Consider the following 25,817-nt stretch of genomic DNA (forward strand, 5'->3'; position numbering starts at 1 on the left):
AAAATGGTACAATTAGGATTGCAACTTTATACAGTACGCGATGCGATGGAACAGGATTTCGAAGGTACCCTTCGCAAAGTGGCCGGTCTCGGTTATCAAGGTGTGGAGTTCGCCGGTTATTACGGACATCCCGCTGAGCAGGTTAAGTCCATATTGGCGGAAACCGGTTTGGCCGCGCTGGGGGCTCATACTCCTTATGCAAGGCTCCGCGATGCGCTGGATGAGGAAATCGCTTACAATAAAGAAATCGGCAACCGCTATCTTATATTTCCTTTCCTGGAGGAAGCTGACCGCACCCGCTGGGCGGAAGTGATTGAGGATTTGAAAAGAATCGGCAAACGCTGCGCCGAGGAAGACATGGTACTCTGCTATCACAACCATGAGTTTGAATTGACACAGAAGCTGGGTGATGAGACGGTGCTCGACGCGATCTATTCGCAGATTCCGCCTGAATTGATTCAAGTGGAATTGGATTCCTGCTGGGTCAGCTACGCAGGGTTCAGTCCGCTGGAATACATCTCCAAGTACAAGGGTCGCATGCCGCTGCTCCATCTAAAGGACATGATTACAAAACCTGACGGCTCAGCGGAAACGGTGGAGCTCGGCAAGGGTGAAATTCCTATTGCGGACATTGCGGATGCTGCGATTGATGCGGGAGTGAGCTGGATTGTAGTGGAACAGGATTATTGCGCAAATGAACCGTTGGAAAGTATCGCGACAAGCATGAAATGGGTACGCGATTACGCACAAAAAGGAGGAAAACTCAATGTCTAAAACATTAAAAGTTGCAATTATCGGATGCGGTGGCATCGCAAACGGCAAACATCTGCCTAGCCTTGCCAAGCAGCCGCAAGTGGAAATGACGGCCTTCTGCGATATCGTTGAAGAACGCGCAGCCAAGGCGGCTGCCGAATACGGCATTGAAGGCGCAAAGGTGTACACTGATTTCCGCAAACTGCTTGAAGAAAGCGATGTTGATGTCGTGCATGTCTGCACGCCAAACGATTCCCATGCCGAGATTACCGTAGCTTCGCTGGAATCCGGCAGACATGTTATGTGCGAGAAGCCGATGGCCAAAACGGCTGAACAAGCCCGTCAAATGCTGGATGCCGCTAAACGTACCGGCAAGAAGCTCAGCATCGCCTATCAGAACCGGTTCCGCAGCGACAGCTTGTACCTGAAGCAGTTGTGCGAGAACGGGGAGCTCGGCGATATCTACTTCGGCAAGGCGCTGGCGCTCCGCCGCCGTGCGGTTCCAACCTGGGGCGTGTTCCTCGACGAAGAGAAACAAGGCGGAGGACCGCTGATCGATATCGGCACCCACGCATTGGACTTGACTCTGTGGCTGATGGACAATTACGAACCGAAAAGCGTTACCGGCTCGGTATTCCACAAGCTTGGCAGCCGCGAGAATGCGGCCAATGCATTTGGGCCTTGGGATCCGGAGCAATTTAAAGTAGAGGATTCCGCCTTCGGCTTCATTACCATGAAGAACGGAGCGACGATTGCGCTGGAGTCCAGCTGGGCGCTTAACGTACTGGATTTCGGAGAAGCGAGAACTTTGCTGTGTGGGACGGAAGGCGGAGCCGATATGAATGACGGTTTGCGCTTGAATGGCGAAAAAATGAGTCGTTTGTATGAAACGAAAGTTGATTTCGGATCCGGCGGCGTAGCTTTCTTTGAAGGCGAGCAGGAAACGGACGCGGTACGCGAAGCCAGAGCCTGGGTGGAAGCCGTACTTGAAGACAAGGAACCGCTTGTCAAACCCGAGCAGGCACTCGTCGTAACGGAAATTCTTGAAGCGATTTATGAATCGGCTAGAACAGGCAAAACCGTTTATTTTGATTAATGCAGTACACATGGACTTATTATATAGAAAAGAGCATTTCAGTTACCTGAGGAGGTATGGATATGAAATTAGGTGTTTTTCTCGTACTGTTTGGAGGACGTCCGCTTGAGGAAGCGTTGGATCTGGTAGCCGCTCAAGGATTAAAAGCGGTGGAGATCGGCACCGGCGGCCATCCCGGCAATGCGCATTGCAACCCGGACGAACTGCTGGAGAACAAAACGGCACGCGATAACTTCAAGAAGGCGGTGGAATCCCGCGGCCTCACCATTAGTGCGCTGAGCTGCCACGGCAACCCGCTGCATCCGCAAAAGGCAATTGCCAAAGAGTTCCATGATGCGTATGTGAAGACGGTTCAATTGGCTGAGCTTCTGGAAGTTCCGGTTGTAAATACGTTTTCCGGATGTCCAGGTGACCATGAGGACGCCAAGTATCCGAACTGGCCGGTCGCTCCGTGGCCGAATGATTTCAAGGAAGTCCTGGATTGGCAGTGGGAGAACAAAGTGATTCCTTACTGGACCGAATGGGGCAAATATGCCGCAGATCATCATGTGAAAATCGGACTTGAGCTGCACGGCGGGTTCTCCGTGCACACGCCGGCTACACTGCTTCGTTTGCGCGAGGCGGCCGGCGAGGTCATCGGTGCCAACCTGGACCCAAGCCATATGTGGTGGCAAGGAATCGATCCGGTGCAGGCGATTTCCATTTTGGGCCGGGAGAACGCGATCCATCATTTCCATGCCAAGGATACAACGATCGATCCGGTCAATGTCAACCGGTATGGCATTACGGACATGCAGCCATATACGGCAATGCTGGACCGTGCATGGCAATTCCGCACGGTAGGCTACGGTCATGACCTCAAGACCTGGGCCGACATCATCAGCGCTCTACGGCTGCACGGATACGATTATGTGGTCAGCATCGAGCATGAGGACGGATTGATGTCCACAGAAGAAGGATTTACCAAAGCGGTTCGAAACCTACAGCAAATCCTGATCGAGGATTCCGCCGCGGATATGTGGTGGGTATAAGTTTCCGGGTACCGAAATATACTTAGCATGTAGCGGCTGCCGCCCGGCAGCCGCTTTTTCATATCAAGGAATTGTTGTATAATTCAAGATAGACGTGGCGTGAAACGCAGGTGTTCATTCCTTATCAAATATGCTATGATGAAATATACTAACTAATTGTAAGTCTCATACGGCTCCAATATCGGTTTATATATTAAGAGGTGAATTCAGATGGAAGATAATAATTTCGCGATGTGTCCACGTTTTGAATCCGCGTTTGTGATTCTCGGCAAACGCTGGAACGGTCTGATCATTCATACATTGATGAGCGGACCCAAGCGTTTTAAGGACATTTCTAACGGGATTCCGGCCATGAGCGATAAGATGCTCTCCGAACGGATGAAGGATCTGGAGAACGAGGGAATCGTCGACCGGCATGTCTATCCCGAAACTCCAGTGCGCATTGAATACGAACTGACGGAAAAAGGAAGAGCGCTAAGTCCGGTCATGGAACAGGTGCAATGCTGGGCTGAGCAGTGGATCGAGTAGTCTACGTGCCGTTATCCCGCAGCGGAGCGGCACGAATTATATAGAAAGTGGGTGTACTTGTGGCTGAGGTAATAGTAATCGGAGCGGGACCAGCAGGATCTAGCGCAGCATTATTTCTGGCCAAGGCAGGGAAGGAAACCCTGGTTCTTGACAGCAATGCCAGTATGACGAAACGGGCATGGATTGAGAATCACTATGGAGCCAAGGACATTTCCGGACCGGATTTGCTAAAAATCGGTCGGGAGCAGGCCCAGAAGTTCGGAGCCAAGTTCATTGAGGAGAAAGTTACGGTAGTGGATACGAACGGCGGATCCAAAGTGACCGTAAAGACGGAATCCGGCCGAAGCTATGAGGCATCCCATGTGATCCTGGCAACCGGAGCATTGACGGAATTGGCGGGGGCGATCGGCCTTGAGCTTAAGGAAGGCAGAGAACCTAGAATCAAGACCGTGATCGATACCGGCGGAAACGGACGCACAAGCAATCCGCGGATATGGGCTGCTGGTACGGTCGCTGGCGTAAGCGTTCACACGATTATTACGGCGGGTGACGGCGCTAAAGTAGCCATCGAGCTGATCAGTGAACTGAATGGCGAGCGCTACGTGGACCACGATGTATTAAAGTCATAAACGTTATAACATCCACCAAAACACATAAATGAATAGTGGCAGATTCAAAGCTTCCCAGAGTTAATGTCTCTTGGGAAGCTTTTTTGCGCAGAATGGACAAAAGGTTTGTGATGCCAATCACAAAGCAGGGGGTAAAGGTGCGCTAAATTGAATATAGTTGGATTTGAGATGCTAAACAGGAGGGAATAGGTGTGATGGAGCAGAAACTGCTATTCGACAAGAAAAGTTTAGTCCGGGATATCGTACTTGAATTCCCGAAATCAGCAGATTATTTTCGTCGCCGCAAAATTGACTTTTGCTGCGGTGGTAACCGGCCTCTTCAAGAGGCGGCAAAGGAAAGAAATCTGGAAGTCGATGAACTGCTATCCGATTTGGCAAAACTGGCCGCGGATCATCCGAATGCGGAGGAGAGGGATTCCTGGACCGATGCGGATTCGCAAACCCTTATCGGGCATATCGTGAATAAGCATCACGCTTATTTGCGTGAAGAATTGCCGGAGCTGCATAAGAGTGTAATCAAGGTCTCTCGCGTACATGGCGGGCACGATCCTCATTTAGTCGAAGTAGAACAACTGTACGGCCAGCTTCGAAACGAGCTGCTTGAACATACAGCCAAGGAGGAAGCGGAAGTTTTTCCGAAAATGATAAATTGGGAACTGGGTCAAGAACAAGAAGTTCTAAATAAAATGCTTGCGGCGATTACAGAATTGGAAGCGGAGCATGACGGGGCAGGCAAGATTTTGAAACGCTTGAGAGATATTACCGGAGATTTTCAGCCGCCGGCGCATGCTTGTACGACGTACCGTACGACTTATGCACGATTGGAAGAGCTGGAAGGGATGACATTTAGTCATATTCACCTTGAAAATAACATTTTGTTTCCTCGTTACACGTCTTTATAAGCAGAAAAAAGTGGAATATGGACCTTCCCTCCTTGAACAGGAGGGAAAAAATTATGTTTTTCAATAGAAAAACATAAAAATGTATGAACAATATTGTGATAAGTTTCACATTTAGTGTGAAATAGATCACAATGTATTTTGAATTTTAAATTATAATTAAGTTATTAAAGAAAAAGAAAATGTTAGTGGACAAAGAAACGATTGCATTTTGAAGGAGGCAATTCCAATATGGGAACAGATAGAGAAAAACTCGTGGTGATCGGTAACGGGATGGCGGGAATCAGCGCTGTCGAACAAATTTTGAAATTGACGAAGAGATTTGATATTACGGTGTTCGGGAGCGAGCCGCACCCCAACTATAACCGGATTATGTTATCTTATGTTTTGGAAGGCAGCAAAACGATCGATGATATCGTGCTTAATGACTTGAACTGGTACCGGGAGAATGGAATTACGCTGCATACGGGAACTACGGTTGCCAAAATCGATGAGCAGACTAAAAAAGTAGTTACCGCGGACGGAATGCGGGTGCCTTATGACAAGGTGCTGATTGCTACAGGTTCCAACTCGTTTATTTTGCCGATTCCAGGCAGCGACAAAGAAGGCGTAGTCGGTTTCCGCGACATTGCCGATTGCAATCAAATGCTGGAAGCGGCTAAAACCTGCCGTACAGCAGCCGTCATCGGCGGAGGATTGCTTGGCCTTGAAGCGGCCAAAGGGCTGGTTCAGCTTGGGATGGATGTTACGGTCGTTCACTTGATGGAGGACTTGATGGAGCGTCAGCTTGATCACCAAGCCGCTTCGATGCTGAAATCGGAGCTCGAGCGCCAGGGAATCAAATTCAAAATGGGCGCGCAAACGGCCGAATTGCTGGGCGAAACGAGAGTCAGCGGCCTGCGGTTTGCCGACGATACGGTATTGGATGCCGAGTTTGTCGTAATGGCGGTAGGGATCAAACCGAATGTCGCGGTTGCCAAGGAAAGCGGAATTACCGTCAATCGCGGGATTGTTGTTGACGACTATATGCAAACCTCGATGGAAGGCGTGTACTCGGTCGGCGAATGTACGGAACACCGTGGCACCTGCTACGGCCTGGTTGCTCCTTTATTCGAACAGGGCATGGTGCTGGCTAAACACATTAGCGGCGTCGAAGCCCCTCCGTATGAAGGTTCGGTCGTATCGACCAAGCTTAAAATTTCGGGCGTTGACGTGTTCTCGACCGGTGAATTCATCGATGGTCCGGAGCACACCGTGATTGCGAATAAAGATGATTGGAAACGTACCTACAAGAAAATTTTGCTGAAAGACGGAGTTATGGTCGGTGCCGTACTCTTCGGTGATATTACGGATTCGGCTGAACTGCAAAAGCTGATTAAACAGAAAACGGTCATGACGGATGAATTGTACGGTACATTGATGGGAACCGGCTGCTGCGGCGGCGGGGCCAAGAAGACCACATCCGTGGAAAGCATGCCGGATGAAGAAATCGTCTGCGGCTGCAACGGCGTTACCAAAGGTACGATCGTAGACGTAATTACGAATCAAGGTATGACAACGGTTGATGAAATCAAAGCATGTACCGGAGCCACCCGTTCTTGCGGAGGCTGCAAACCGATGGTTGAGCAAATTTTGCAGTATGTGCTTGGGGACGGCTTCAAAACAACAGCCAAACAAGGAATTTGCGGCTGCACTACCTTGAGCCGTGATGAAATCGTGGCCGAAATCAAGGAGAAGGGCCTGCAAACAACTAAAGAAGTAATGAATGTGCTGGGTTGGAGCCAACCGGAAGGCTGCTCGAAGTGCCGGCCGGCCATTAACTACTACCTCGGGATGATCAATCCGGATACGCATGAAGACGAAAAGGAATCGCGTTTTGTCAACGAGCGGATGAACGCGAATATTCAGAAGGACGGAACCTATACTGTCGTTCCCCGCATGTATGGCGGTGTGACTACACCGGAAGAATTGAAACGGATTGCGGACATTTCGCTGAAATACGATGTGAAGGTCGTTAAAGTAACCGGCGGCCAACGGCTTGATTTGATCGGCGTCAAAAAAGAGGATTTGCCAAAAGTCTGGGAAGAACTCGACATGCCTTCGGGCTATGCGTACGCTAAATCGCTGCGCACGGTGAAAACCTGCGTCGGTTCGCAGTTCTGCCGATTCGGTACCCAGGATTCGATGGGAATGGGGGCTACGCTGGAACGCAAATTCGAGCGTCTCGACTTCCCTGCCAAATTCAAATTGGCTGTGAACGGATGCCCGCGGAACTGCGCGGAATCGTGCACGAAGGATATCGGGATCGTCGGTAATGATGGCGGATGGGAAATTTTCGTCGGCGGTAACGGCGGGATCAAAGCCCGGCTTGCGGATTCGCTCTGCAAAGTAAAGACCGATGAAGAACTGATCGAAATTGTCGGTGCGGTTATGCAGTACTACCGTGAAACCGGCAACTATCTTGAGAGAACCTCGGAATGGGTGGAACGCATCGGTCTGGAACAGATCAAGACCGCTGTAGTAGATAATCCTGAGAATCGGAAGGCGCTTATGGAACGGATTGAATTTGCTCTGCAGCAAGTCGAGGATCCGTGGAAGAAAGCGATTCGCGACAACGAGAACAGCGACAAATTGTTTAATCGCTTGGAAGTTGGTAATCAACTGTAAACATTGGTTAATAGTGAAAGGAGAGTACGATACATGACTAAAGAGAATAACGAATTTATTTCTGTAGGTGCTGTGGATCATTTTCTGGTACAGATCGGACGTGTAGTGGAGATCGGGGGGCGGCAGATTGCCGTCTTCCGCCTCTCCGATAACCGGATTTTCGCAGCTGTAAATAAGAATCCTCATCCGAAAGGCGGACCGCTTGCGGAAGGGATTGTTTCGGGACATTACTTGTACGATCCGCTGTACGACTGGAAAATCGATCTGACCACCGGTCTGGTTCAAGCTCCGGACACCGGCCAGGCGCAAATGGTGCCGGTCAAGATAGAGGATGGGCAGGTATGGATTGGCGCGGGGGAATTACAAACTGTATAGCGGCTTGATTGCTGCATAGCAACGCACTTGGGAGAGAGAGTGGGGAAAGTCAAATGTTTACACAAAGCGTAGAATCCATTGTGGAAGCAGCCGTTAAAAAGAAAGAGAAGATGAATGAAAGTTTGCCCCGGTACTTTGTATCAACGCTCCTGGCGGGAGCGTACGTGGGACTGGGCATCATCCTGATATTTAGCGTGGGTGCGCCGCTGGCCGCGGTGAAGTCACCGTTTCAGAGTATGGTTATGGGGATGTCGTTCGGGCTCGCCCTCACACTTGTCATTTTTGCCGGTTCCGAACTGTTTACGGGGAACAACATGTTCTTTACTGCCAGTACTTTGGCTAAGCGTACCACGGTATCGGATACCCTCAAAAACTGGATAATCGTCTTTCTCGGCAACTTAGCGGGGGCGATTATCCTCAGTTTACTGATCGTAGGCTCCGGTTTGTTCAAAACCGCCGCTCCGGAACATCTGATCTTTGCGGCTGCAGCCAAGAAAATGGGCGCCCCGGTCATGGAACTGTTTTTCCGCGGCATTTTGTGTAACTGGCTTGTATGCCTGGCCATCTGGATGGCCAACCGGGCGAAGGATGACATTTCCAAGCTTGTCCTGATCTGGTGGTGTCTCTATGCCTTTATCGCGAGTGGTTATGAGCATAGCGTGGCTAACATGACGCTGCTCAGCTTGTCCATGATGCTGCCGAATCACCCCGAAACGATATCGCTTGCCGGATGGTTTCATAATATGATTCCCGTCACGCTCGGCAACATTATCGGCGGCGCCGTATTCGTAGGTATGGCCTACTGGTTTATCTCACCGGTGCGCAAGAAATAACCCCGTTCAAAAGCAAATAAAGCTGCTTAAGAGCTGCATTAACGGTCTGTAGTGACTGCTGATGCAGCTTTTTTGTTGACTAAAAATGGTTAGTCTCCTCCAGGAATTGATGATTAAAATCAATATTTAACTGGCTTTTTATTAAACTAGTTTCTATTATAAAATGCAGCGGGCTAGCTTATTATAGGAGGACGAATGTGATGCACAATATTAGATTTGCTCAGGATTATAAAAATAATGACCGTGTCAGAAAGAGCTTATCAGATTTAGCCCAAGGCACGTTTGGCATAAGTTTTGAGGACTGGTATCAAAAAGGGTATTGGAAGGAACGCTTTATCCCTTACTCTTATTTGGATGGAGATCGGGTTATTGCGAATGTGTCCGTAAGTATTATGGATTTAATTATAAACGGGGAAGTCAGCCAGGCTGTTCAAATCGGCACGGTGATGACGCACCCGGATTATCGCAATAAAGGCTTGTCGTCACGTTTGCTGACAAAAGTCCTTGATGATTATGAACATAAGTGTGAATACATATATCTTTTCGCGAATGAATCCGTATTGGATTTTTACCCGAAATTCGGATTTCGTCCGGTTCAGGAACAGCTTTTTTCACTGGAAAATATATCGGAATATCGATCTGGTCCAGCTGCAAATAAAAATGTCAGGAAGCTGGATATGCAAAATGAGGCTGACCGGGCATTGATGTATCAAAGATCTCTGGAAAGGCTCCCCAATTCTCAACGCTGGGGAACTGCTAATTCGGAAGGGATACTCATGTTCTATGGTTTGAATGTTTTTAGTGAGGAGATTTATTATTTGGAAGAGGAGAATATCATCGTTATTTATAAGAAAGAAGAGGATCGTATCGATCTGTTCGATATCATAAGTGCAAAGGAGTTTGAAATTCAGGATATCCTATCGCATATTGCAGACAAAGACGTTAGGAAAATCGTGTTTCACTATACTCCGGATTATAAAAATATGTATCTTAATCAGCAAGTGTATGATGGGGGACTATTTGTCAGGACGCGTAGCAGCGATATTTCCTCGTTCCACAACATAAAATACCCGATTACATCTACCACTTAAGGCACCGCTGTTCAGAATATAGAATGGCAAGGTTAATATTACCTCTATACCAAACAGGACGGGGCAGATAAACTAAGGCTGCACCGTCCTTGTTATAAAGTTGTTTCCCCATAGACATCTCATTTTGTTAGATCCGGCAAATTTCATTCGGACAGAGCTCACAATGGCAAATGTCCTGCAGCATCACGAGGTCCTTGATTACGATCATGCCGTTCTCATATTCGAGTGCGTCCTTCTTGCGCAGATCGCTCAACATCCGGTTGACGCTTTCGCGGGTGGCGCCGATCATGTTCGACAGGTCGGTATGGGTGATTTTTTTGTTGATAAGGATATTGTCACCATGTTGTTCGCCGTAAGTATTGCTCAAGCGGATCAGGGTCGAGCAGAGGGCACCCGGTTTACCGTACATCATCAGGTCGCGGAACTTGGTTTGTGTCAGACGGTGATGAATCCCCATCCATTTCATAAAGTCGATCGCAAAATCGCAATGCTGGCAAATCATGATTTCCAGGTCTTTTTGTTCAATTACTCCGATCTCGCTGTCTTCAATAACTTCTGCAGTGAAGCTGTGCTTAGTGCTAAAGAAGGGATCCGCTTGGCCCACCATATCTCCGCGTCCATACATATAGAGGATGAGCTCTTTTCCTTCATCGGTCGATTTGGTCAGTTTGACGCGTCCGCGTTTAACATAGAACAGTTTATCGGAAAAGTCGCCTTCCCAGAACAAATGCGTTCCTTCGGGATATGCTTTTTCTTTCATAGTGACAAGAAGACGGTTGAAGTTTTGCTCTGTAAAACAGCTCGTATTGCCGCGGGGCAGCGTAGCGCTCACGATTTCACTCATCATTGATTTCCCCTTTGTGTTCCAAATTTTTCTGAAAATTTTAAATTAATTATATAACGTTTTTAGAGGTTTGAGGGGACTGTAAAGCCTGAAAAAGTGTCGAAATTTCAACATTGTGACTAATTTCACTTTTTTACCGAGTGTAATATTGCTCACTAAATAGGTTGGGAATATAGGCCTAGAAAGGCTGGAATGCAAATTTGAACTGAAAAAACAATCAAAGAACAATGAAAAATTTCATTATTTTAAAGTACGTGAAAAAATTCACTATACAAATCAAACCAGCTGTGCTATGCTAAGACCATAAGAGAAGCGCAAAGCTTCACAAGGATGGACCCGAACGTGAAATAATTCACTAGAAAGAAAAGGGTTGTCCATTACCCAACTTAGGAGGATGAGAGAAATGGCCGTTAAGAACGAAGTTACGACAAAAGCCGAGCTGACTGCACAAGATTACATTCAAACCTTGATCGACAAAGGTAAGAAAGCATCCGAAGCTTTTATGGGCATGGATCAAGAGCAAATTGATAAAATTGTGCAGGCTATGGCGCTGGCCGGACTTGACAGACATATGTATCTGGCGAAGATGGCGGTTGAAGAAACCGGACGCGGTGTGTACGAAGACAAGATCATTAAGAACATGTTTGCGACCGAGTATATTTACCACAGCATCAAGAACAACAAAACGGTTGGCGTAATTGAAGATAACCCTTATGACAATTTCCAAAAAATCGCAGAACCGGTTGGTATCATCATGGGGATCACTCCTGTAACCAACCCTACATCGACTACCATTTTCAAAGCTCTCATTGCTATCAAAACTCGTAACCCTATCATCTTCGGTTTCCACCCATCCGCTCAAAAGTGCAGCGCGGAAGCCGCAAAAATCCTGCTCGAAGCTGCCGTTAAGCACGGAGCGCCAGCAGATTGCATTCAATGGATCGAGAATCCTTCCATGGATCGTACGAACAGCTTGATGAACCATCCTGACGTTGCTTGTATCCTGGCAACGGGCGGATCGGCGATGGTTAAAGCGGCATACAGCTGCGGCAAACCGGCACTCGGCGTAGGTCCTGGTAACGTGCCTTGCTTCATTGAAAAGAGCGCGGATCTGGATCAAGCGGTCAATGACCTGATCCTTTCGAAAACGTTCGACAACGGCATGATTTGCGCATCCGAACAAGCGGTAATCATCGAAGAGCCAGTGTTCGATCAAGTGAAGAAGAAGATGATTGCAAACGGCTGTTACTTCGTCAACAAAGATGAAGCGGCTAAACTGACAGCCGGAGCCATTATTGCAGACAAATGTGCAGTGAACCCGAACATCGTCGGCCAACCTGCCGTGAAGATCGCTCAAATGTGCGGTATCGATGTACCGGCCGGAACGAAGATTCTGGTTGCCGAAATCGAAGGCGTAGGTCCAAAATTCCCGTTGTCCGCTGAGAAATTGAGCCCGGTTCTGGCTTGCTACAAAGTTAAAACAGCCGAGCAAGGCATCGAACGCGCGCTTGAAGTGGTTCAATTCGGAGGTATGGGGCACTCTTCGGTAATTCATAGTAATAATGAAGAAATTATTCAAAATTATTCGGATCGGATGCCTACTTGCCGGATTCTCGTCAACCAACCGTCTTCGCAAGGCGGGATCGGCGACATCTACAATACGAACCTGCCTTCGCTGACGCTGGGCTGCGGATCTTATGGACGTAACTCGACTTCGTCGAACGTAACGGCTGTCAATCTGATCAACGTGAAAAGGGTGAATCGTCGTACCGTGAATATGCAATGGTTCAAAGTGCCTGACAAAATCTATTTCGAGAAAAACTCGACGCAATACCTTGCCAAAATGCCGGATATTACCCGCGTACTGATTGTAACTGACCCAATGATGGTTAAACTGGGATATGTGGAAAGAGTGGAGCACTATCTCCGTCAACGCCAAACTCCGGTAGCGATCGAAGTGTTCTCGGATGTTGAGCCGGATCCATCGACTACAACGGTAGAGCGCGGTACTGAGCTGATGGCTAAATTCCAACCGGACTGCATTATCGCACTCGGCGGCGGTTCGCCAATGGATGCCGCGAAAGGCATGTGGCTGTTCTACGAATATCCTGATACCGACTTTAACAACCTGAAACAAAAATTCATGGATATCCGCAAACGGATCTACAAATACCCGCGCCTGGGACGTAAAGCGAAGTTTGTTGCGATTCCGACCACTTCGGGTACAGGTTCGGAAGTGACCTCGTTCGCGGTAATTACGGATAAAATCAACGGCAACACGAAATATCCTTTGGCTGATTACGAGCTGACTCCGGACGTAGCCATTATTGACCCTGAGTTCGTATACAGCTTACCTAAAGTAGCTGTAGCCGATACAGGTATGGACGTACTGACTCATGCTATCGAGGCTTATGTTTCGGTAATGGCGAGCGACTACACGGATGGTCTTGCAATCAAAGCTATCCAGCTGGTGTTCCAATACCTGGAGAAATCGGCGCTGACCGGCGACAAACTGGCCCGCGAGAAAATGCACAACGCATCGACTTTGGCCGGTATGGCCTTTGCGAACGCATTCCTGGGCATCAACCACAGCTTGGCTCATAAATGGGGCGGACAGTATCACACCGCGCATGGCCGTACGAATGCGATTCTGATGCCGCACGTAATCCGTTACAATGCGAAGAAACCTACGAAATTCGCAGCATGGCCGAAATACACTCACTTCGTAGCTGACGAACGCTATGCGGAAATCGCACGCATCTTGGGATTGCCTGCCCGAACGACGGAAGAGGGCGTGAAGAGCCTGATCAACGCCATCCGTGATCTGAATAAGAAGCTCGGCATTCCGGAAACATTCCAAGAACTCGGCTTCGATGCGAAAGATTTCGAATCGCGTGTAGATTACTTGGCGGATCGTGCTTTCGAAGACCAATGTACAACTGCGAATCCGAAGCTCCCGCTTGTGACAGAGCTTGCTGAAGTTTATCGTGACGCTTTCTATGGAAGATTTGAAGAATAAGTGAACATGTAAGGCTAACGTGACAAATATCACTTCAAAAGTGATATTTGTCACAATCTTTAATGGGGTATTGATATAAGATAATGATATAAATGATCCCCGGTACGGTGGTAAGTACAGCGGATGATGTTTTAAAAGCTAAGAACTTATCAGTGTCAGAGTTGTGAAAATTATCACAAATTTTAGGGATCATGAGACGCGGATATATCCTTCAAACCGCGTACTTCTAAACTATATGGAGGGATTACAGATGTCGGTGATTGAGAGAGAAGTACAACCAAAACAAGAAGTTGAAACAGCTTGGAGAGGTTTTAAAAAAGGGAAATGGATGAGAGAAGTGAACACCCGCGATTTCATCGAGACCAACATCCTGGCTTATGAAGGCGACGAATCTTTCTTGAAGGGTGCAACGGATAATACCAAAGCATTATGGGACATTATTTCCGATTTGACCAAGAAAGAAAGAGAAGCCGGAGGCGTACTTGACGTTGAAGTCAACAAGCCTTCCACGATCACATCCCATGCTCCCGGTTACTTGGACAAAACGAAGGAACAAATCGTAGGTGTACAAGGGGAAGCTCCTTTCCAACGTACGATTCATCCTTTTGGCGGTATAAATATGGTAATTAACGCCTGCAAGGCTTATGGATTCGACTTGCCGGGCGAGATCGTAGATATGTTTACAACGATTCGCAAAACTCATAACCAAGGCGTATTTGATGCCTATACATCCGATATGAGAGCTGCTCGTAAAGCCGGCATTATTACTGGCCTCCCAGATGCATATGGCCGCGGCCGTATTATCGGCGACTATCGCCGCGTAGCGCTTTACGGTGTGGATTTCCTGATCAAGCAAAAAAATAACGAACTGAAGAGCCTGGAAGTTGACGTAATTGACGAAGACGTAATTCGTCTTCGCGAAGAACTGTCCGAGCAAGTTCGCGCACTGGGCGAATTGAAACAACTGGGTGAAATGTACGGCTTCGATATTTCGAGACCGGCCGAAAATGCGAAAGAAGCTTTCCAATGGCTCTACTTCGGTTATCTTGCAGCAGTCAAAGAACAAGACGGGGCGGCAATGTCGCTTGGCCGCGTATCTTCTTTCCTTGACGCATACATCGAGCGCGATTTGGCTGAAGGAACTTTGACTGAAGAAACAGCACAAGAATTGGTTGACCATTTCGTAATGAAACTGCGGATCGTCAAATTCCTGCGTACTCCGGATTACAATGATCTGTTCAGCGGCGACCCAACATGGGTTACGGAATCGATCGGCGGCATGTCGGTAAACGGCGTAACTAGAGTAACGAAGAACAGCTTCCGTTTCCTGCACACTCTTTACAACCTGGGCCCTGCTCCAGAACCAAACTTGACAGTACTCTGGTCCGAACAATTGCCTGAAGGCTTCAAGAAATATTGCGCTAAGGTATCTATTGAAACCAGCTCGATTCAATACGAAAATGACGATCTGATGCGTCCTATCTATGGTGATGACTATGGTATCGCCTGTTGCGTATCCGCTATGGAAATCGGTAAGCAAATGCAGTTCTTCGGAGCACGCGCTAACCTGGCGAAAGCACTGTTGTACGCGATTAACGGCGGTAAAGATGAGAAATCCGGCGCACAAGTCGGCCCTGAATTCCCGGCCATCACTTCCGAGTACTTGAATTACGATGAAGTTATGAAACGGTTCAAACCGATGATGGAATGGCTTGCCAAACTGTATGTGAACACACTGAATGTAATTCACTACATGCACGATAAATATTGCTACGAACGGATCGAAATGGCGCTGCATGACCGCGACATTCTCCGTACGATGGCTTGCGGGATCGCCGGTTTGTCCGTAGCGGCCGACTCGCTGAGCGCGATCAAATATGCTAAAGTTAAACCGATCCGCAACGAACAAGGCATTGCCGTTGATTTTGAAATCGAAGGCGAATTCCCTTGCTACGGTAACAACGACGATAAAGTCGACCAAATTGCCGTGGGTCTTGTTGAATCGTTCATGAGCATGATCCGCAAACACAAAACTTATCGTAATGCGATGCCGACACAATCGGTATTGACGATTACATCGAACGTTGTATATGGTAAGAAAACAGGAACGACACCGGATGGCCGTAAAGCGGGCGAACCGTTTGCTCCTGGTGCTAACCCAATGCACGGACGCGACAAGAAGGGTGCGCTTGCTTCGCTCAGCTCCGTTGCCAAACTGCCGTATGAACACAGCTTGGACGGAATCTCGAACACCTTCTCGATTGTGCCTAAGGCACTCGGCAAAGAAGCTGAGATCCGCAAATCGAATCTCGTATCGATGATGGACGGATATTTCGGCAGCAAAGCCCATCACTTGAACGTCAACGTGTTTGACCGCGAACAGTTGATGGATGCTATGGAACATCCGGAGAACTATCCGCAATTGACGATCCGTGTTTCGGGATATGCGGTAAACTTCATTAAATTGACCCGTGAGCAACAGCTCGATGTAATTAACCGGACTTTCCACGGTTCGATGTAAATAGAAACGGGTACAGAAATCACAACATTTGTTAAGGCAGTGCAATCAGAAAGGGTGACGAAAAATGCTTAAAGGTCGCATACATTCATTGGAAACTTTCGGAACGGTCGATGGCCCGGGTATTCGTTTCGTACTCTTTATGCAGGGCTGCCTGTTGAAATGCCAGTATTGCCATAACCCGGATACCTGGAGCCTGACGGAAGGTAAAGAAATGACAGTAGAGGAGGTATTGGCTGAAATTGAGCCATACCTCACCTACTACCGTTCCTCAGGCGGCGGGTTGACGGTATCCGGCGGGGAAGCGACGCTGCAAGCTCCGTTTGTAACCGAATTGTTCCGCGAAGTGAAGAAACGCTGGAATCTGCATACTACGCTGGATACGAACGGATACAACGAGGGCGACAAAATTCGTGATCTCCTGGACGTAACAGACCTTGTCCTGCTCGATCTGAAGCATATCGATAATGAGAAGCACATCAAGCTGACGGGTAAACCGAACGACCGGATGCTGAAAATGGCCGAATGGTTGTCAGAACACGGACGAAATATGTGGATTCGGCATGTCTTTGTTCCTGGCATTCATGACGATGAGCAGGATTTGCTAAACCTCGGGCGCTTTATCGGTGGTTTACACGGTGTAGAGAAATTCGAAATTCTTCCGTATCATCAGATGGGTGTATTCAAGTGGCAAGAATTAGGTTGGGACTATCCGTTAGAAGGCGTACCTTCGCCTACGGAGGAGGAAATCGAGCGTGCAAATCGCTTGATTGAAGAAGGAATGCAGCAGGCAGAGACATCCATGAAATAATTTTGTGTCAACTAATATGACATTATTATTTACTAAATAAGAAAAAGCGGTTAAACTCGACAATACATGTCAGGTTTAACCGCTTTCTTTTTGTCGATTAGATGATATTATCCCCTAAAAAGAAAAATGTCCTCCTTATCAGAATTGGAGGCGCTTTCTATAATAAAGGTGTAACACAAACTGCTCTTGAGGAGGGTCTTAGAAATATGAAGAAAAGTTTGATGCTGCTAATGACGCTGATTTTCGTAGCGTCCGCAATGCTCGCTGGGTGCGGCAAATCCGATAACGGAAAAAATACACCCGCAAACGAAGGTCAAAAATCGACAAACAATGGTGAAGCGGCAAAGGTGGATGATTCGCCGTTCGAAATCACCATTCGCCACACACAAGTAGGGGAGTCCAAGAAATTCCGTCTTGCATTGCTCGAAGATGTGGTTAAACAGACCCAAGACGCAGTACCAGGCTTGACGATCAAGCTTGATGCCGTTGATTCCGAAGTCAACCGGAAAGAGAAGCTGAGAGGCGAGATGGCAGCAGGGAAACCGCCGGAAGTATTCGACGTATTCGGCAGCCCGGATGCAGCGCTGTATGCCAAAGAAGGTTTGATGCTCGACATTACTCCGATTTTGGATGAGCTGGGCCTCAAAGACAAATTTACTACACTGGCACCATTTACTCTTGACGGTAAGATTTACGGTCTTCCGATCGGGGGATCCATCGAAGGTTTCTTCTACAATAAAGAGTACTTTGAACAAAAAGGTCTGAAAGTGCCTGCGACGCTGGATGAACTGGATAAGCTTGCCGAAACAATCAAAGCAGACGGCAAAATTCCTTTCGCTCAATCTTCGAAGGATGCTTGGATCCCATTGATGACAACAAACAATCTGTGGTCTTACTATGCCGGACCTGAAATCACTTATGGCTTCAAATCAGGCGAAACCAAGTGGACGGATGAAAACGTGGTTAAAGCCGTAGCTAAGCATAAGGAATGGGTTGACAAAGGCTACTACAAAAAAGGCGAACTCGGCTTTGAATACGCCGACATGAGAAACCAAATCGTTACTGGCGAAGCGATCATGATGATGGACGGTTCGTGGGCTAACTCGGTGTTCAGAGACGCTGAACAAGCCGGCGACATGGTTGGCAAAATCGGATACTTCAATATGCCTCCTGTTAATGCAGGCGATCCGGTTGTAGTTATGCAGGACGCTAACAACGGTTACGGCTTCTCCAGTGCAGTTGCTGAAGATCCTCGCAAAATGCAAGCGGTTAAAGAATTCATCAAGAACATGTGGACAGACGAAATGCAGCTTCGCGGTCTGAAAGAAGACGGTGTGCTCCCTGCCATGAAGATGGATCTGGAGCAAATGAAAACTACGTCCGATGACCCGCTCATGCAAGATATCTTCAAGGCTGTCAGCGAAATCGGAACTTCGTTCCCAGCGTTCGACGCCCTTGTACAAGCGGAAGTGAATACGGCGCTTAGCATGGGTATCCAACAAATTATCGGCGGGGAAATCGAACCGGCGAAAATGCTGGAAAATGTACAGGCAGCTCAAGATGCGGCTAATGCGGCAGGGCAATAATCTTTAGCAAATGACAAAAGGGCGCCACCCGTCTCAAGTATGTGGGGGCGTCCTTTTCCACTAAATTAAGAACTAACATCTTAAATAAAATGTAGCACGAAGTTAATCCTGCATAAGCTACGGAGGTTTATCATGAATAAAGCGCTTAGAAATCCGCTGATCTATCTGATATTTGTGATCCCGGCGTTCGTACTGTTTCTTGCCTTCTTCATCTACCCGGTGTTTACGGCGGTCAATAACAGTTTTACGAGCTGGAACGGAATATCCAAAAATATTACTTATATCGGCTTCGATAACTTTGTAACAGCCTTCCATGATGTCGCATTTTGGAAATCCGTTAAAAATAACGTTTACTTCATTTTGTTTTCCTGCTTGGTTCAGGTCCCTTTGATCGTCATCTTTTCCTTGCTCATTGCAAACGTCAAGAAATTCAAGGGCTTGTATAAGACCGCGGTATTTATGCCGTCGATCATGTCAACGGCCGTTATCGGGATTTTGTGGGGCTTTATCTACAATCCGGACTTTGGCCTCGCCAACAAAATTTTAGGCGTATTCGGGGTATCTCCGATCTATTGGCTGTCCGACAAAAACTGGGCGATGATATCGATTCTGATTACGAACGCTTGGCAATGGACAGGTTTCTACATTGTTATGGTGTTGGCCGCGATTCTGGCCATTCCGAAAGAGCTGGAAGAAGCGGCTGCAATTGATGGAGCGACCGGCTTCCAAAGAGCTACGAAAATTACGATTCCGCTCGTTATGCCGATTATTTCCGTTGTTATCATGCTGTCCATCGCTGGTGCCATGAAGGCTGCCGATATCGTTCTCGTTATGACGAAGGGCGGACCTGCCGGGTCGACTGACGTTATGGCTACTTATATGATCCGGTATGCCATCACAAGCTTTAGACATGGCTTTGGCAACTCTATTGCCGTTCTGATCTTCATATTCACGATCATCATTACGGTACTGTATCAAGTGTTGATCTCCAAACGGACAGAAAGGATTGAATACTGATGAGAGCACTCAAAAAAACGATTCCGCACATTTTCCTTATGGCCTACCTGCTCGTCATCCTGTATCCGTTCCTGTTCGTGCTCTTCTCATCCGTCAAAACGAACAACCAGGATATCGCTTCGAATCCGTTCGGCCTCCCGGGCTCCATTACGTTTGACAACTATATTAACGCCTGGGTCAATGCTAAGATCAGCACATACTTCTTTAACAGCTTGTACATCGGTGTCCTTTCCGCGTGTTTATCGATTCTGTTTGCGGCGATGCTGGCCTTTGCGGTTACCCGGATGCGCTACAACAAAATCAGTGCCGTCGTATTCCAGCTGATCTTGCTGGGGATGCTGATTCCGAACAACTCCTTACTGCTTCCGATTTATGGAATCATGAGAAAACTGGATATTTTAGATACGCATATGGCGCTTATTTTACCTTATGTAGCCAACGCCATTCCGTTCTCTGTCATTATTCTGGCGGCGTTTATGCGTTCGCTCCCGGGGGAAATTGAAGAGGCTGCTGTCATTGACGGACTAAGTTCGGCAGGGCTGTTTGCGAGAATTATTATCCCGCTTACGGTGCCGGCGATCGTTACAGTCTTCATCATCAACTTCCTGGGTAACTGGAACGAATTCTTGCTAGCCAACTATTTCCTGTCCAGCGAAGAGTTAAGAACGCTGCCTGTAGGGATGGTAGGTTTCAGAGACGCCTACAATACCAACTATGCGCAAATGTCCGCAGGGATTATTTTCAGCGTACTGCCGGTTATGATTATCTACGCAATTCTTCAGGAAAAGATTATTGAAGGAGTTACGGCAGGCAGTGTCAAAGGATAATAGTGGCGGGTTCAAGATCATAGGATAATATATTAAAATACTATTGTTATTATATGATTGTCCACGCACTAATCCGGTATGGGAGAATACATCCAATGAATCTGCGAATCAAACTGTTTACGGCGTTTCTGGGGCTAGTCATTATTCCATTGTTCATCCTGGGAATCATCACTTTTCTGGTAACGTTCCGATCGATTGAGACAAATTACAGTGAGCAGACCGAATATTCGCTGAAGGCGATCGGCTATAGCATCAAGAATATCTTCCATGAATTGGATAACGTGACGGACAACGGGATTGCCAAAGGCGTTTTTCAGGAAGCGTTGGTATCCCAGGACCCGGATTCGCAGGATTTGACGGATGCTGCTGCCAATCAATTAGAACTGAATGCTAACCAGCGGAATTTTCGTTCCCTGTTATACAACCATCCTGCCATTGATTATGCTTTTTTGTACAATGTACATGGTTATAAGGATTCCAAAGTGATCACCATCTTCAATAAGGAAAACTTTGAGACTCTGCCCTATGAGCAATTCAAGGATCATCCTTTATATCGCGAAGTTATGAAGTTGAACGGGATTCCAAGATGGATAGCGCCTCACGAATATCCGGAACTAACCGGCTCGGATAATGTATTCACACAAATTCGGCTGATTAAGGACTTGGACAGTTTCAAACGTGTAGGGGTGCTGGTCGTACAGATTAAGAACTGGGAATTCGAGAAGATTTTCCAAAACTTAACGCTGGGAAGTAAAATGCAAGACACCCGTTTCTTTCTGGTGAATAACGATGGGAAGGTTCTCTATGATTTTCATTCGGAGCTCAACGGACAGACCTTGCAGCCTTCCATTCAAAAAAAACTGGCGCTAACGAGCGACTCCCTTAGCTTTAAAGGGAAGTTCAACGGGGAAGAGAGCGTTATTTCGATTTACAATTTGAAGGAATATCCTTGGAAGCTGGTATCCGTCACTTCATGGCATTATTTGTCCCAAGAGGTAACGACCTTTGCCAAGTGGTTTGTGGCTATTATCCTCGTATGCGTGCTAACGGCTATGCTCTTTAACGTGTTTTTCATGAACCGGATTACCGGAACCATTGGGGTCATTGTCAGATTCATGAGAAAAGTGGAGAGCGGCGATTTGAATGCACGGGTGGATGAAAAGGGCGATGATGAGCTGCTCCTGCTGCAGCAAGGGTTTAACAGCCAAATGGATAAAATCAACGAATTGTTCGATCAGGTGAAAAGAGAGCAGCTGCAAAAAGCGAATGCAGAGCTTCGAGTACTACAGGCGCAGATCAAGCCTCATTTTTTGTTCAACACGCTGGAGTCGATCAATGTATTGGCGGTTCAAAATGAAGGACGAAAAGTGAGTGAGATGGTGCTGAGACTCGCGAGTATTCTGAGAATTAGTATCCAGGACAAGGAAGAAATCTCGCTTGGTTTGGAAATCGAGCATTTGCGCAGTTATCTGGAGATTCAAAAATTCAGGTTCGAAGAATTGTTTGAATACGAAATCGATCTCCCGGCAGAGATGAGAAATTGCATGCTGTTGAAGCTGACGCTGCAACCGCTGGTAGAGAACAGCATTCAGCATGGGTTTGAAGGCATTAATTATAAAGGGATGATCAAGGTAACGGGAATCCTTGAAGAAGACCGGATATTGCTGAGAGTGGAGGATAACGGTATCGGGATGTCGAACGAGCAGCTGTCTTCCATACAATATGCGGACCCCGAACTGGATCTGCAAACCGCCAAAGCCTATCCAAGCCATGAGAGACGTGGACTCGGACTCAGAAGCGTCTTCGATCGGCTAAGATTCCAATACGGCAGTAAATACGGACTATTCATTTGCTCGCAGCCTGGGCACGGAACAGTGATCCAGTGCGTAATTCCAAAATATGAATTGGGTGATAAAATATGAAACTGAAGGCATTGCTGGTTGACGATGAGATTCATATTTTAAACAACTTATCCAAGGTTCTTCCTTGGGAAGCCATGGGATTCGAGATTGTCGGGTTGGCCAAAAACGGCGTAGAGGCGTTAGAAGCGGCAATCCAGCACCGGCCTGATTTGGTGTTATGCGATATCCGCATGCCGATCATGGATGGAATGACGCTGATTCAGAAGCTGCGCGAAGAAGGTCTGGACAGCGAAATCTTGCTCCTGACGGGATATCAGGAATTTGAATATGCGCGCACCGGTATCAGGTATGGAGTCAGGGATTATATTTGCAAGCCGATTAATTATTTTGAACTGGAAGAGATCGTAAAGAAGATCGCAGACCAGATAATGGAGAATAGGAAGAAGCGAAGCAAAGAGCAGCGTTTAAACCGTGTGGCCTCTTTAGCTAATGAGAACTATATGCTTCATTCTTTATTGGGACAGGAGACGGAAGAAGAAGGCGTATTGTGGGATGAAGAGGAGCGGGCCGGCGAACGGAATTATCGCGGGGTGCTGCTCCTGGATCTGGAGGGTTACGCCCACAGGTCGATATCCTGGACTTTGCACGAACGTAAAGCTTGGAATCTGCATATCAAAAACCTGTTGAAAGATCTGTTTAAACCGATAATTAAGGAGTATACGGTTTTGCAGGTAAGAGAAGGGGAATGGTGTCTCATTTTTCATTCCTTGGGGAAAGAGCAGATTACAAGGGATGATCTGAAGCCGGGCTATGATCAACTGCAAGGAATCGTCAGCGAGAAGGAAGGCATCTTGATCCGGATGTGTTTGGAGCAAAATCCGGTCGGTGTAACCGAGATGTCCTTCATTTACCAGCGCATGCAGCAGATGCTCATTTTAAGCCCGCCGCAGGAGTGGTTCTTGGATGCTGACCAGATCTTTGCAAAATCGACCGAAGCTCATTCGAATGAGGAAGGCTCCCAATGGCGGTTTATTGAGCAAATCGGAAGCGGCCTCAGAAACGGAAGTCATGAACTGCTGGTTCAAGTCGTTACGGAACTGAAGTATTATGTAGGTCACTCGTCGGAAAACCGGGCGGCGGAAAAGCTGCTGCATTACCTGCTGATTCACCTGCTCCGGGAGATGCGCGAGCTGCAAATGCTATCAGGCGACCAAGAAAAAGAAGTTTGGCTCAAATTGCAGGAGTCGCTTAGCTTGAAGGACTTAATGTCTCTTGTCGTATCCATGCTGGACCGCTCCAGGGAATCCCTTTCAACCAAGAAGTCCTCGGAGACGCTGATGATGTCCGCGCAAAATTATATTCAACATCATTTGGGCGACGATTTTGGCATCGAGGACATTTCCGAGTATCTCGGGATTAGTTGCAGCTACTTCTGCTTGTTGTTTAAGAATCATTTCGGAGAGACTTTTGTCGAATATTTGACCAAACAGCGCGTCGAGATGGCTAAATGTCTGCTAAGCGGCAGTGACAAGTCGGTTACTCAAATTGGCTCCGTGGTTGGCTATCAGGAGCGGCGTTACTTCACTAAGGTGTTTCAGAAGTACACTGGGATGACTCCTTCGGAATTCCGAATCAAGGAATCGTCCGTATCTTGAGCAAAGAAGGTGATGGGTTTGAAAATGTCCAAATTATCTTTGGAAGAAAAAATCGGTCAGCTGTTTATTTGCGGCTTTCACGGGCTTGAGGCCGACGAGCAGATCAAAACATTAACGAAGGATTACCATATCGGCGGAATGGTTTATTTCCGCCGAAACGTGGAATCGGTGCGGCAGCTTGCCGCATTGTCCGCTAGTTTGCAGGCGCTTCCACGCAACAATCCGGAGCTTCCGTTGTTTATCTCCATCGACCAGGAGGGCGGCATGGTTGCGCGCTTGGACCATGAGGGAATGAGCCGGATTCCGGGCAATATGACGCTGGGGGCTGCTGGGGATGCCGGATTGACGGAGGAAGCGGCGATCTTGGCTGCCAAAGAAATGCTTGCGCTTGGGATTAATTTTAATTTCGCGCCTTGCATCGATGTCAACAATAACCCGTCCAATCCGGTCATTGGGGTCAGATCGTTCGGAGAAGATCCTGTGAAAGTGGCGGAGCATGGTAACGCAGCGATCCGGGGGTATCAGCAAACCGGAGTCATCGCGACCGCCAAGCACTTTCCTGGGCATGGAGACACGGCCGTGGATTCCCATCGGGGACTCGCCGTAGTCCCGCATGACAAGGAACGCTTGAGCCGTATCGAGCTGCTTCCGTTCCGGGAAGCGATTAGCGCAGGGGTTGACGCTATTATGACGGCTCACGTCATTTTTCCGGCTTTTGAGCCGGAGGAAATACCGGCTACCCTGTCCGGCCGTGTTCTTACCGATCTCCTAAGAGATGAGCTCGGCTATGACGGTGTCATTGTAACGGACTGCCTGGAAATGCACGCTATTTCCAAATCTTGCGGGATTCCGGAAGGTGCGGTGCGGGCGATCGAAGCTGGCGCGGACATCGTTCTGGTGAGCCACACGTTGAGTGATCAGATCGCAGCAATCGAAGCGGTCCGCGAGGCTGTCTTGAGCGGACGTCTTAGTGAGGAGCGGATCGACCAGTCCGTGGAACGGGTGCTAGGATTAAAAGCGAAGCGTCTTGCTGGATCTGCGAGTTCTTATGGTGGGGACCCGGCGTTTGTCCCTGTTCCGTTGACTCCTTCGGAGGAAAGCGGAGCGCTGCTCGCCAAGATCGCCGAAGGCAGCGTTACGCTCGTCAAGGATGAAGGGAACCTGCCGCTGAACTGCGCCGAACCGGTACTCGTCATTTGGCCGGAACTTCGACACCGGACAGAAGTGGATGAACCGGCGGTACACCAGTATAATTTGGCGAATGCCCTGCGGCCTTACGGGGATGGAGTCGTGTTATCCGTGATAGGGACGCACCCTGACGATGAAGAAATTCTTGCGGCCCTGAAGCAAAGCGCCGATTATGAGCAAATCGTCGTCGTCACTTATACGGCGGAAGGGGAAATTCCGGAAGGCCAGTCCCGGTTAATCGAAGCTTTGAACCGGGCTCACGGGTCCAAGGTCATCGTGGTTTCGACACGAAATCCGTATGATATCAATGCCTTCCCGGATACGGGAACCTATCTTTGCCTCTACGAGAACCGGTCGTTTTCCCTGGATGCGCTGGCCAAAGTGCTGACCGGCAAGCTCGCACCCACTGGGAAACTCCCTGTAGGTCTAAATGACCGGTATCCAGTAGGATACGGATTGTCATAATTGTAATCCGAATTTAAGCAAAAACCGGCATCTCTCGCTTTGGCGCAGGGATGCCGGTTTTTTTGAGTTTAGGATAGTATATTTTTAGAAGACGGCTCTAAGATGCCAAGGGGATTTAATTTT

At 47.9% G+C, this 25,817-nt stretch carries 20 protein-coding genes; 19 read left to right on the forward strand and 1 reads right to left on the reverse strand.

Going from position 1 to position 25,817, the window contains the following annotated elements; all coding sequences use genetic code 11:
• The first annotated feature begins 3 nt into the window (after positions 1–3).
• The 10 genes from KJS57_RS04880 (at position 4) to KJS57_RS04925 (ending at position 9,902) form a co-directional block, all read left to right on the forward strand.
• On the forward strand, positions 4–774 hold the full coding sequence (locus KJS57_RS04880) for a sugar phosphate isomerase/epimerase family protein (RefSeq protein WP_213653968.1): 771 nt from the start codon (positions 4–6) through the stop codon (positions 772–774).
• Complete coding sequence (locus KJS57_RS04885; RefSeq protein WP_211019639.1) at positions 767–1,849, forward strand: Gfo/Idh/MocA family protein; 1,083 nt, start codon at positions 767–769, stop codon at positions 1,847–1,849. The genes KJS57_RS04880 and KJS57_RS04885 overlap by 8 nt, the downstream gene beginning before the upstream one ends.
• Before the next feature lie 62 nt (positions 1,850–1,911).
• Positions 1,912–2,880 (forward strand): sugar phosphate isomerase/epimerase family protein, encoded by a 969-nt coding sequence (locus KJS57_RS04890; RefSeq protein ID WP_213653969.1) that lies wholly within the window; start codon positions 1,912–1,914, stop codon positions 2,878–2,880.
• Positions 2,881–3,090: 210 nt separating this feature from the next.
• A complete protein-coding gene (locus KJS57_RS04895) occupies positions 3,091–3,408 on the forward strand; it encodes a winged helix-turn-helix transcriptional regulator (protein WP_211019637.1) in 318 nt (105 codons plus the stop codon).
• 59 nt (positions 3,409–3,467) lie between these two features.
• Positions 3,468–4,037, forward strand: coding sequence for an NAD(P)/FAD-dependent oxidoreductase (locus KJS57_RS04900; RefSeq protein WP_213653970.1), 570 nt, complete (start codon positions 3,468–3,470; stop codon positions 4,035–4,037).
• A 194-nt stretch (positions 4,038–4,231) separates the two neighbouring features.
• Positions 4,232–4,939, forward strand: coding sequence for an iron-sulfur cluster repair di-iron protein (gene ric, locus KJS57_RS04905; protein WP_213654067.1), 708 nt, complete (start codon positions 4,232–4,234; stop codon positions 4,937–4,939).
• 228 nt (positions 4,940–5,167) lie between these two features.
• Positions 5,168–7,603 (forward strand): nitrite reductase large subunit NirB, encoded by a 2,436-nt coding sequence (gene nirB, locus KJS57_RS04910; RefSeq protein ID WP_213653971.1) that lies wholly within the window; start codon positions 5,168–5,170, stop codon positions 7,601–7,603.
• A 33-nt stretch (positions 7,604–7,636) separates the two neighbouring features.
• Positions 7,637–7,978, forward strand: coding sequence for a nitrite reductase small subunit NirD (gene nirD / locus KJS57_RS04915; protein WP_213653972.1), 342 nt, complete (start codon positions 7,637–7,639; stop codon positions 7,976–7,978).
• A gap of 53 nt (positions 7,979–8,031) precedes the next feature.
• Positions 8,032–8,811, forward strand: coding sequence for a formate/nitrite transporter family protein (locus KJS57_RS04920; RefSeq protein WP_211019633.1), 780 nt, complete (start codon positions 8,032–8,034; stop codon positions 8,809–8,811).
• Between the two features lie 200 nt (positions 8,812–9,011).
• A complete protein-coding gene (locus tag KJS57_RS04925; protein WP_213653973.1) occupies positions 9,012–9,902 on the forward strand; it encodes a GNAT family N-acetyltransferase in 891 nt (296 codons plus the stop codon).
• Between the two features lie 127 nt (positions 9,903–10,029).
• Here the strand turns inward: KJS57_RS04925 and KJS57_RS04930 are convergent, their stop codons facing one another.
• Entirely contained in the window at positions 10,030–10,746 is a 717-nt protein-coding gene (locus KJS57_RS04930) for a Crp/Fnr family transcriptional regulator (protein WP_211019631.1), read from the reverse strand.
• 403 nt (positions 10,747–11,149) lie between these two features.
• On the opposite strand from KJS57_RS04930, the gene adhE reads away from it, so the two are divergent.
• From adhE to nagZ, 9 genes are all read left to right on the forward strand, one after another.
• Positions 11,150–13,765: a bifunctional acetaldehyde-CoA/alcohol dehydrogenase gene (gene adhE / locus KJS57_RS04935; RefSeq protein ID WP_211019630.1), complete on the forward strand. Its 2,616-nt coding sequence runs from the start codon at positions 11,150–11,152 to the stop codon at positions 13,763–13,765.
• Between the two features lie 250 nt (positions 13,766–14,015).
• Complete coding sequence (gene pflB / locus KJS57_RS04940; protein WP_213653974.1) at positions 14,016–16,286, forward strand: formate C-acetyltransferase; 2,271 nt, start codon at positions 14,016–14,018, stop codon at positions 16,284–16,286.
• Between the two features lie 64 nt (positions 16,287–16,350).
• Positions 16,351–17,094 carry a pyruvate formate-lyase-activating protein gene (gene pflA, locus KJS57_RS04945; protein ID WP_211019628.1) on the forward strand — a complete coding sequence of 248 codons (744 nt, stop codon included), beginning with the start codon at positions 16,351–16,353 and terminating at the stop codon, positions 17,092–17,094.
• A 206-nt stretch (positions 17,095–17,300) separates the two neighbouring features.
• Positions 17,301–18,680 carry an ABC transporter substrate-binding protein gene (locus tag KJS57_RS04950; protein ID WP_211019627.1) on the forward strand — a complete coding sequence of 460 codons (1,380 nt, stop codon included), beginning with the start codon at positions 17,301–17,303 and terminating at the stop codon, positions 18,678–18,680.
• Between the two features lie 132 nt (positions 18,681–18,812).
• Positions 18,813–19,697 (forward strand): carbohydrate ABC transporter permease, encoded by an 885-nt coding sequence (locus tag KJS57_RS04955; RefSeq protein WP_211019626.1) that lies wholly within the window; start codon positions 18,813–18,815, stop codon positions 19,695–19,697.
• The gene (locus KJS57_RS04960) at positions 19,697–20,524 is read left to right on the forward strand and encodes a carbohydrate ABC transporter permease (RefSeq protein WP_211019625.1); all 828 of its coding nucleotides are present in this window, start codon (positions 19,697–19,699) and stop codon (positions 20,522–20,524) included. The genes KJS57_RS04955 and KJS57_RS04960 overlap by 1 nt, the downstream gene beginning before the upstream one ends.
• 95 nt (positions 20,525–20,619) lie before the next feature.
• Positions 20,620–22,446 (forward strand): cache domain-containing sensor histidine kinase, encoded by a 1,827-nt coding sequence (locus KJS57_RS04965; RefSeq protein WP_211019624.1) that lies wholly within the window; start codon positions 20,620–20,622, stop codon positions 22,444–22,446.
• Complete coding sequence (locus KJS57_RS04970; protein ID WP_213653975.1) at positions 22,443–24,041, forward strand: response regulator transcription factor; 1,599 nt, start codon at positions 22,443–22,445, stop codon at positions 24,039–24,041. Before KJS57_RS04965 ends, KJS57_RS04970 begins: the two co-directional genes overlap by 4 nt.
• 12 nt (positions 24,042–24,053) lie before the next feature.
• Positions 24,054–25,694: a beta-N-acetylhexosaminidase gene (gene nagZ / locus KJS57_RS04975; RefSeq protein WP_444544262.1), complete on the forward strand. Its 1,641-nt coding sequence runs from the start codon at positions 24,054–24,056 to the stop codon at positions 25,692–25,694.
• Positions 25,695–25,817 lie beyond the last annotated feature (123 nt).

The sequence above is a fragment of the Paenibacillus vini genome, assembly GCF_018403325.1.
Lineage (GTDB): Bacteria > Bacillota > Bacilli > Paenibacillales > Paenibacillaceae > Fontibacillus > Fontibacillus vini.

Bases quoted from the DNA above. Each gene is read 5' to 3' on its own strand.
- KJS57_RS04880 (WP_213653968.1), top strand. From the start codon at position 4: ATGGTACAATTAGGATTGCAACTTTATACAGTACGCGATGCGATGGAA.
- KJS57_RS04885 (WP_211019639.1), top strand. From the start codon at position 767: ATGTCTAAAACATTAAAAGTTGCAATTATCGGATGCGGTGGCATCGCA.
- KJS57_RS04890 (WP_213653969.1), top strand. From the start codon at position 1,912: ATGAAATTAGGTGTTTTTCTCGTACTGTTTGGAGGACGTCCGCTTGAG.
- KJS57_RS04895 (WP_211019637.1), top strand. From the start codon at position 3,091: ATGGAAGATAATAATTTCGCGATGTGTCCACGTTTTGAATCCGCGTTT.
- ric (WP_213654067.1), top strand. From the start codon at position 4,232: ATGGAGCAGAAACTGCTATTCGACAAGAAAAGTTTAGTCCGGGATATC.
- nirB (WP_213653971.1), top strand. From the start codon at position 5,168: ATGGGAACAGATAGAGAAAAACTCGTGGTGATCGGTAACGGGATGGCG.
- nirD (WP_213653972.1), top strand. From the start codon at position 7,637: ATGACTAAAGAGAATAACGAATTTATTTCTGTAGGTGCTGTGGATCAT.
- KJS57_RS04920 (WP_211019633.1), top strand. From the start codon at position 8,032: ATGTTTACACAAAGCGTAGAATCCATTGTGGAAGCAGCCGTTAAAAAG.
- KJS57_RS04925 (WP_213653973.1), top strand. From the start codon at position 9,012: ATGCACAATATTAGATTTGCTCAGGATTATAAAAATAATGACCGTGTC.
- KJS57_RS04930 (WP_211019631.1), bottom strand. From the start codon at position 10,746: ATGAGTGAAATCGTGAGCGCTACGCTGCCCCGCGGCAATACGAGCTGT.
- adhE (WP_211019630.1), top strand. From the start codon at position 11,150: ATGGCCGTTAAGAACGAAGTTACGACAAAAGCCGAGCTGACTGCACAA.
- pflB (WP_213653974.1), top strand. From the start codon at position 14,016: ATGTCGGTGATTGAGAGAGAAGTACAACCAAAACAAGAAGTTGAAACA.
- pflA (WP_211019628.1), top strand. From the start codon at position 16,351: ATGCTTAAAGGTCGCATACATTCATTGGAAACTTTCGGAACGGTCGAT.
- KJS57_RS04950 (WP_211019627.1), top strand. From the start codon at position 17,301: ATGAAGAAAAGTTTGATGCTGCTAATGACGCTGATTTTCGTAGCGTCC.
- KJS57_RS04955 (WP_211019626.1), top strand. From the start codon at position 18,813: ATGAATAAAGCGCTTAGAAATCCGCTGATCTATCTGATATTTGTGATC.
- KJS57_RS04960 (WP_211019625.1), top strand. From the start codon at position 19,697: ATGAGAGCACTCAAAAAAACGATTCCGCACATTTTCCTTATGGCCTAC.
- KJS57_RS04965 (WP_211019624.1), top strand. From the start codon at position 20,620: ATGAATCTGCGAATCAAACTGTTTACGGCGTTTCTGGGGCTAGTCATT.
- KJS57_RS04970 (WP_213653975.1), top strand. From the start codon at position 22,443: ATGAAACTGAAGGCATTGCTGGTTGACGATGAGATTCATATTTTAAAC.
- nagZ (WP_444544262.1), top strand. From the start codon at position 24,054: ATGGGTTTGAAAATGTCCAAATTATCTTTGGAAGAAAAAATCGGTCAG.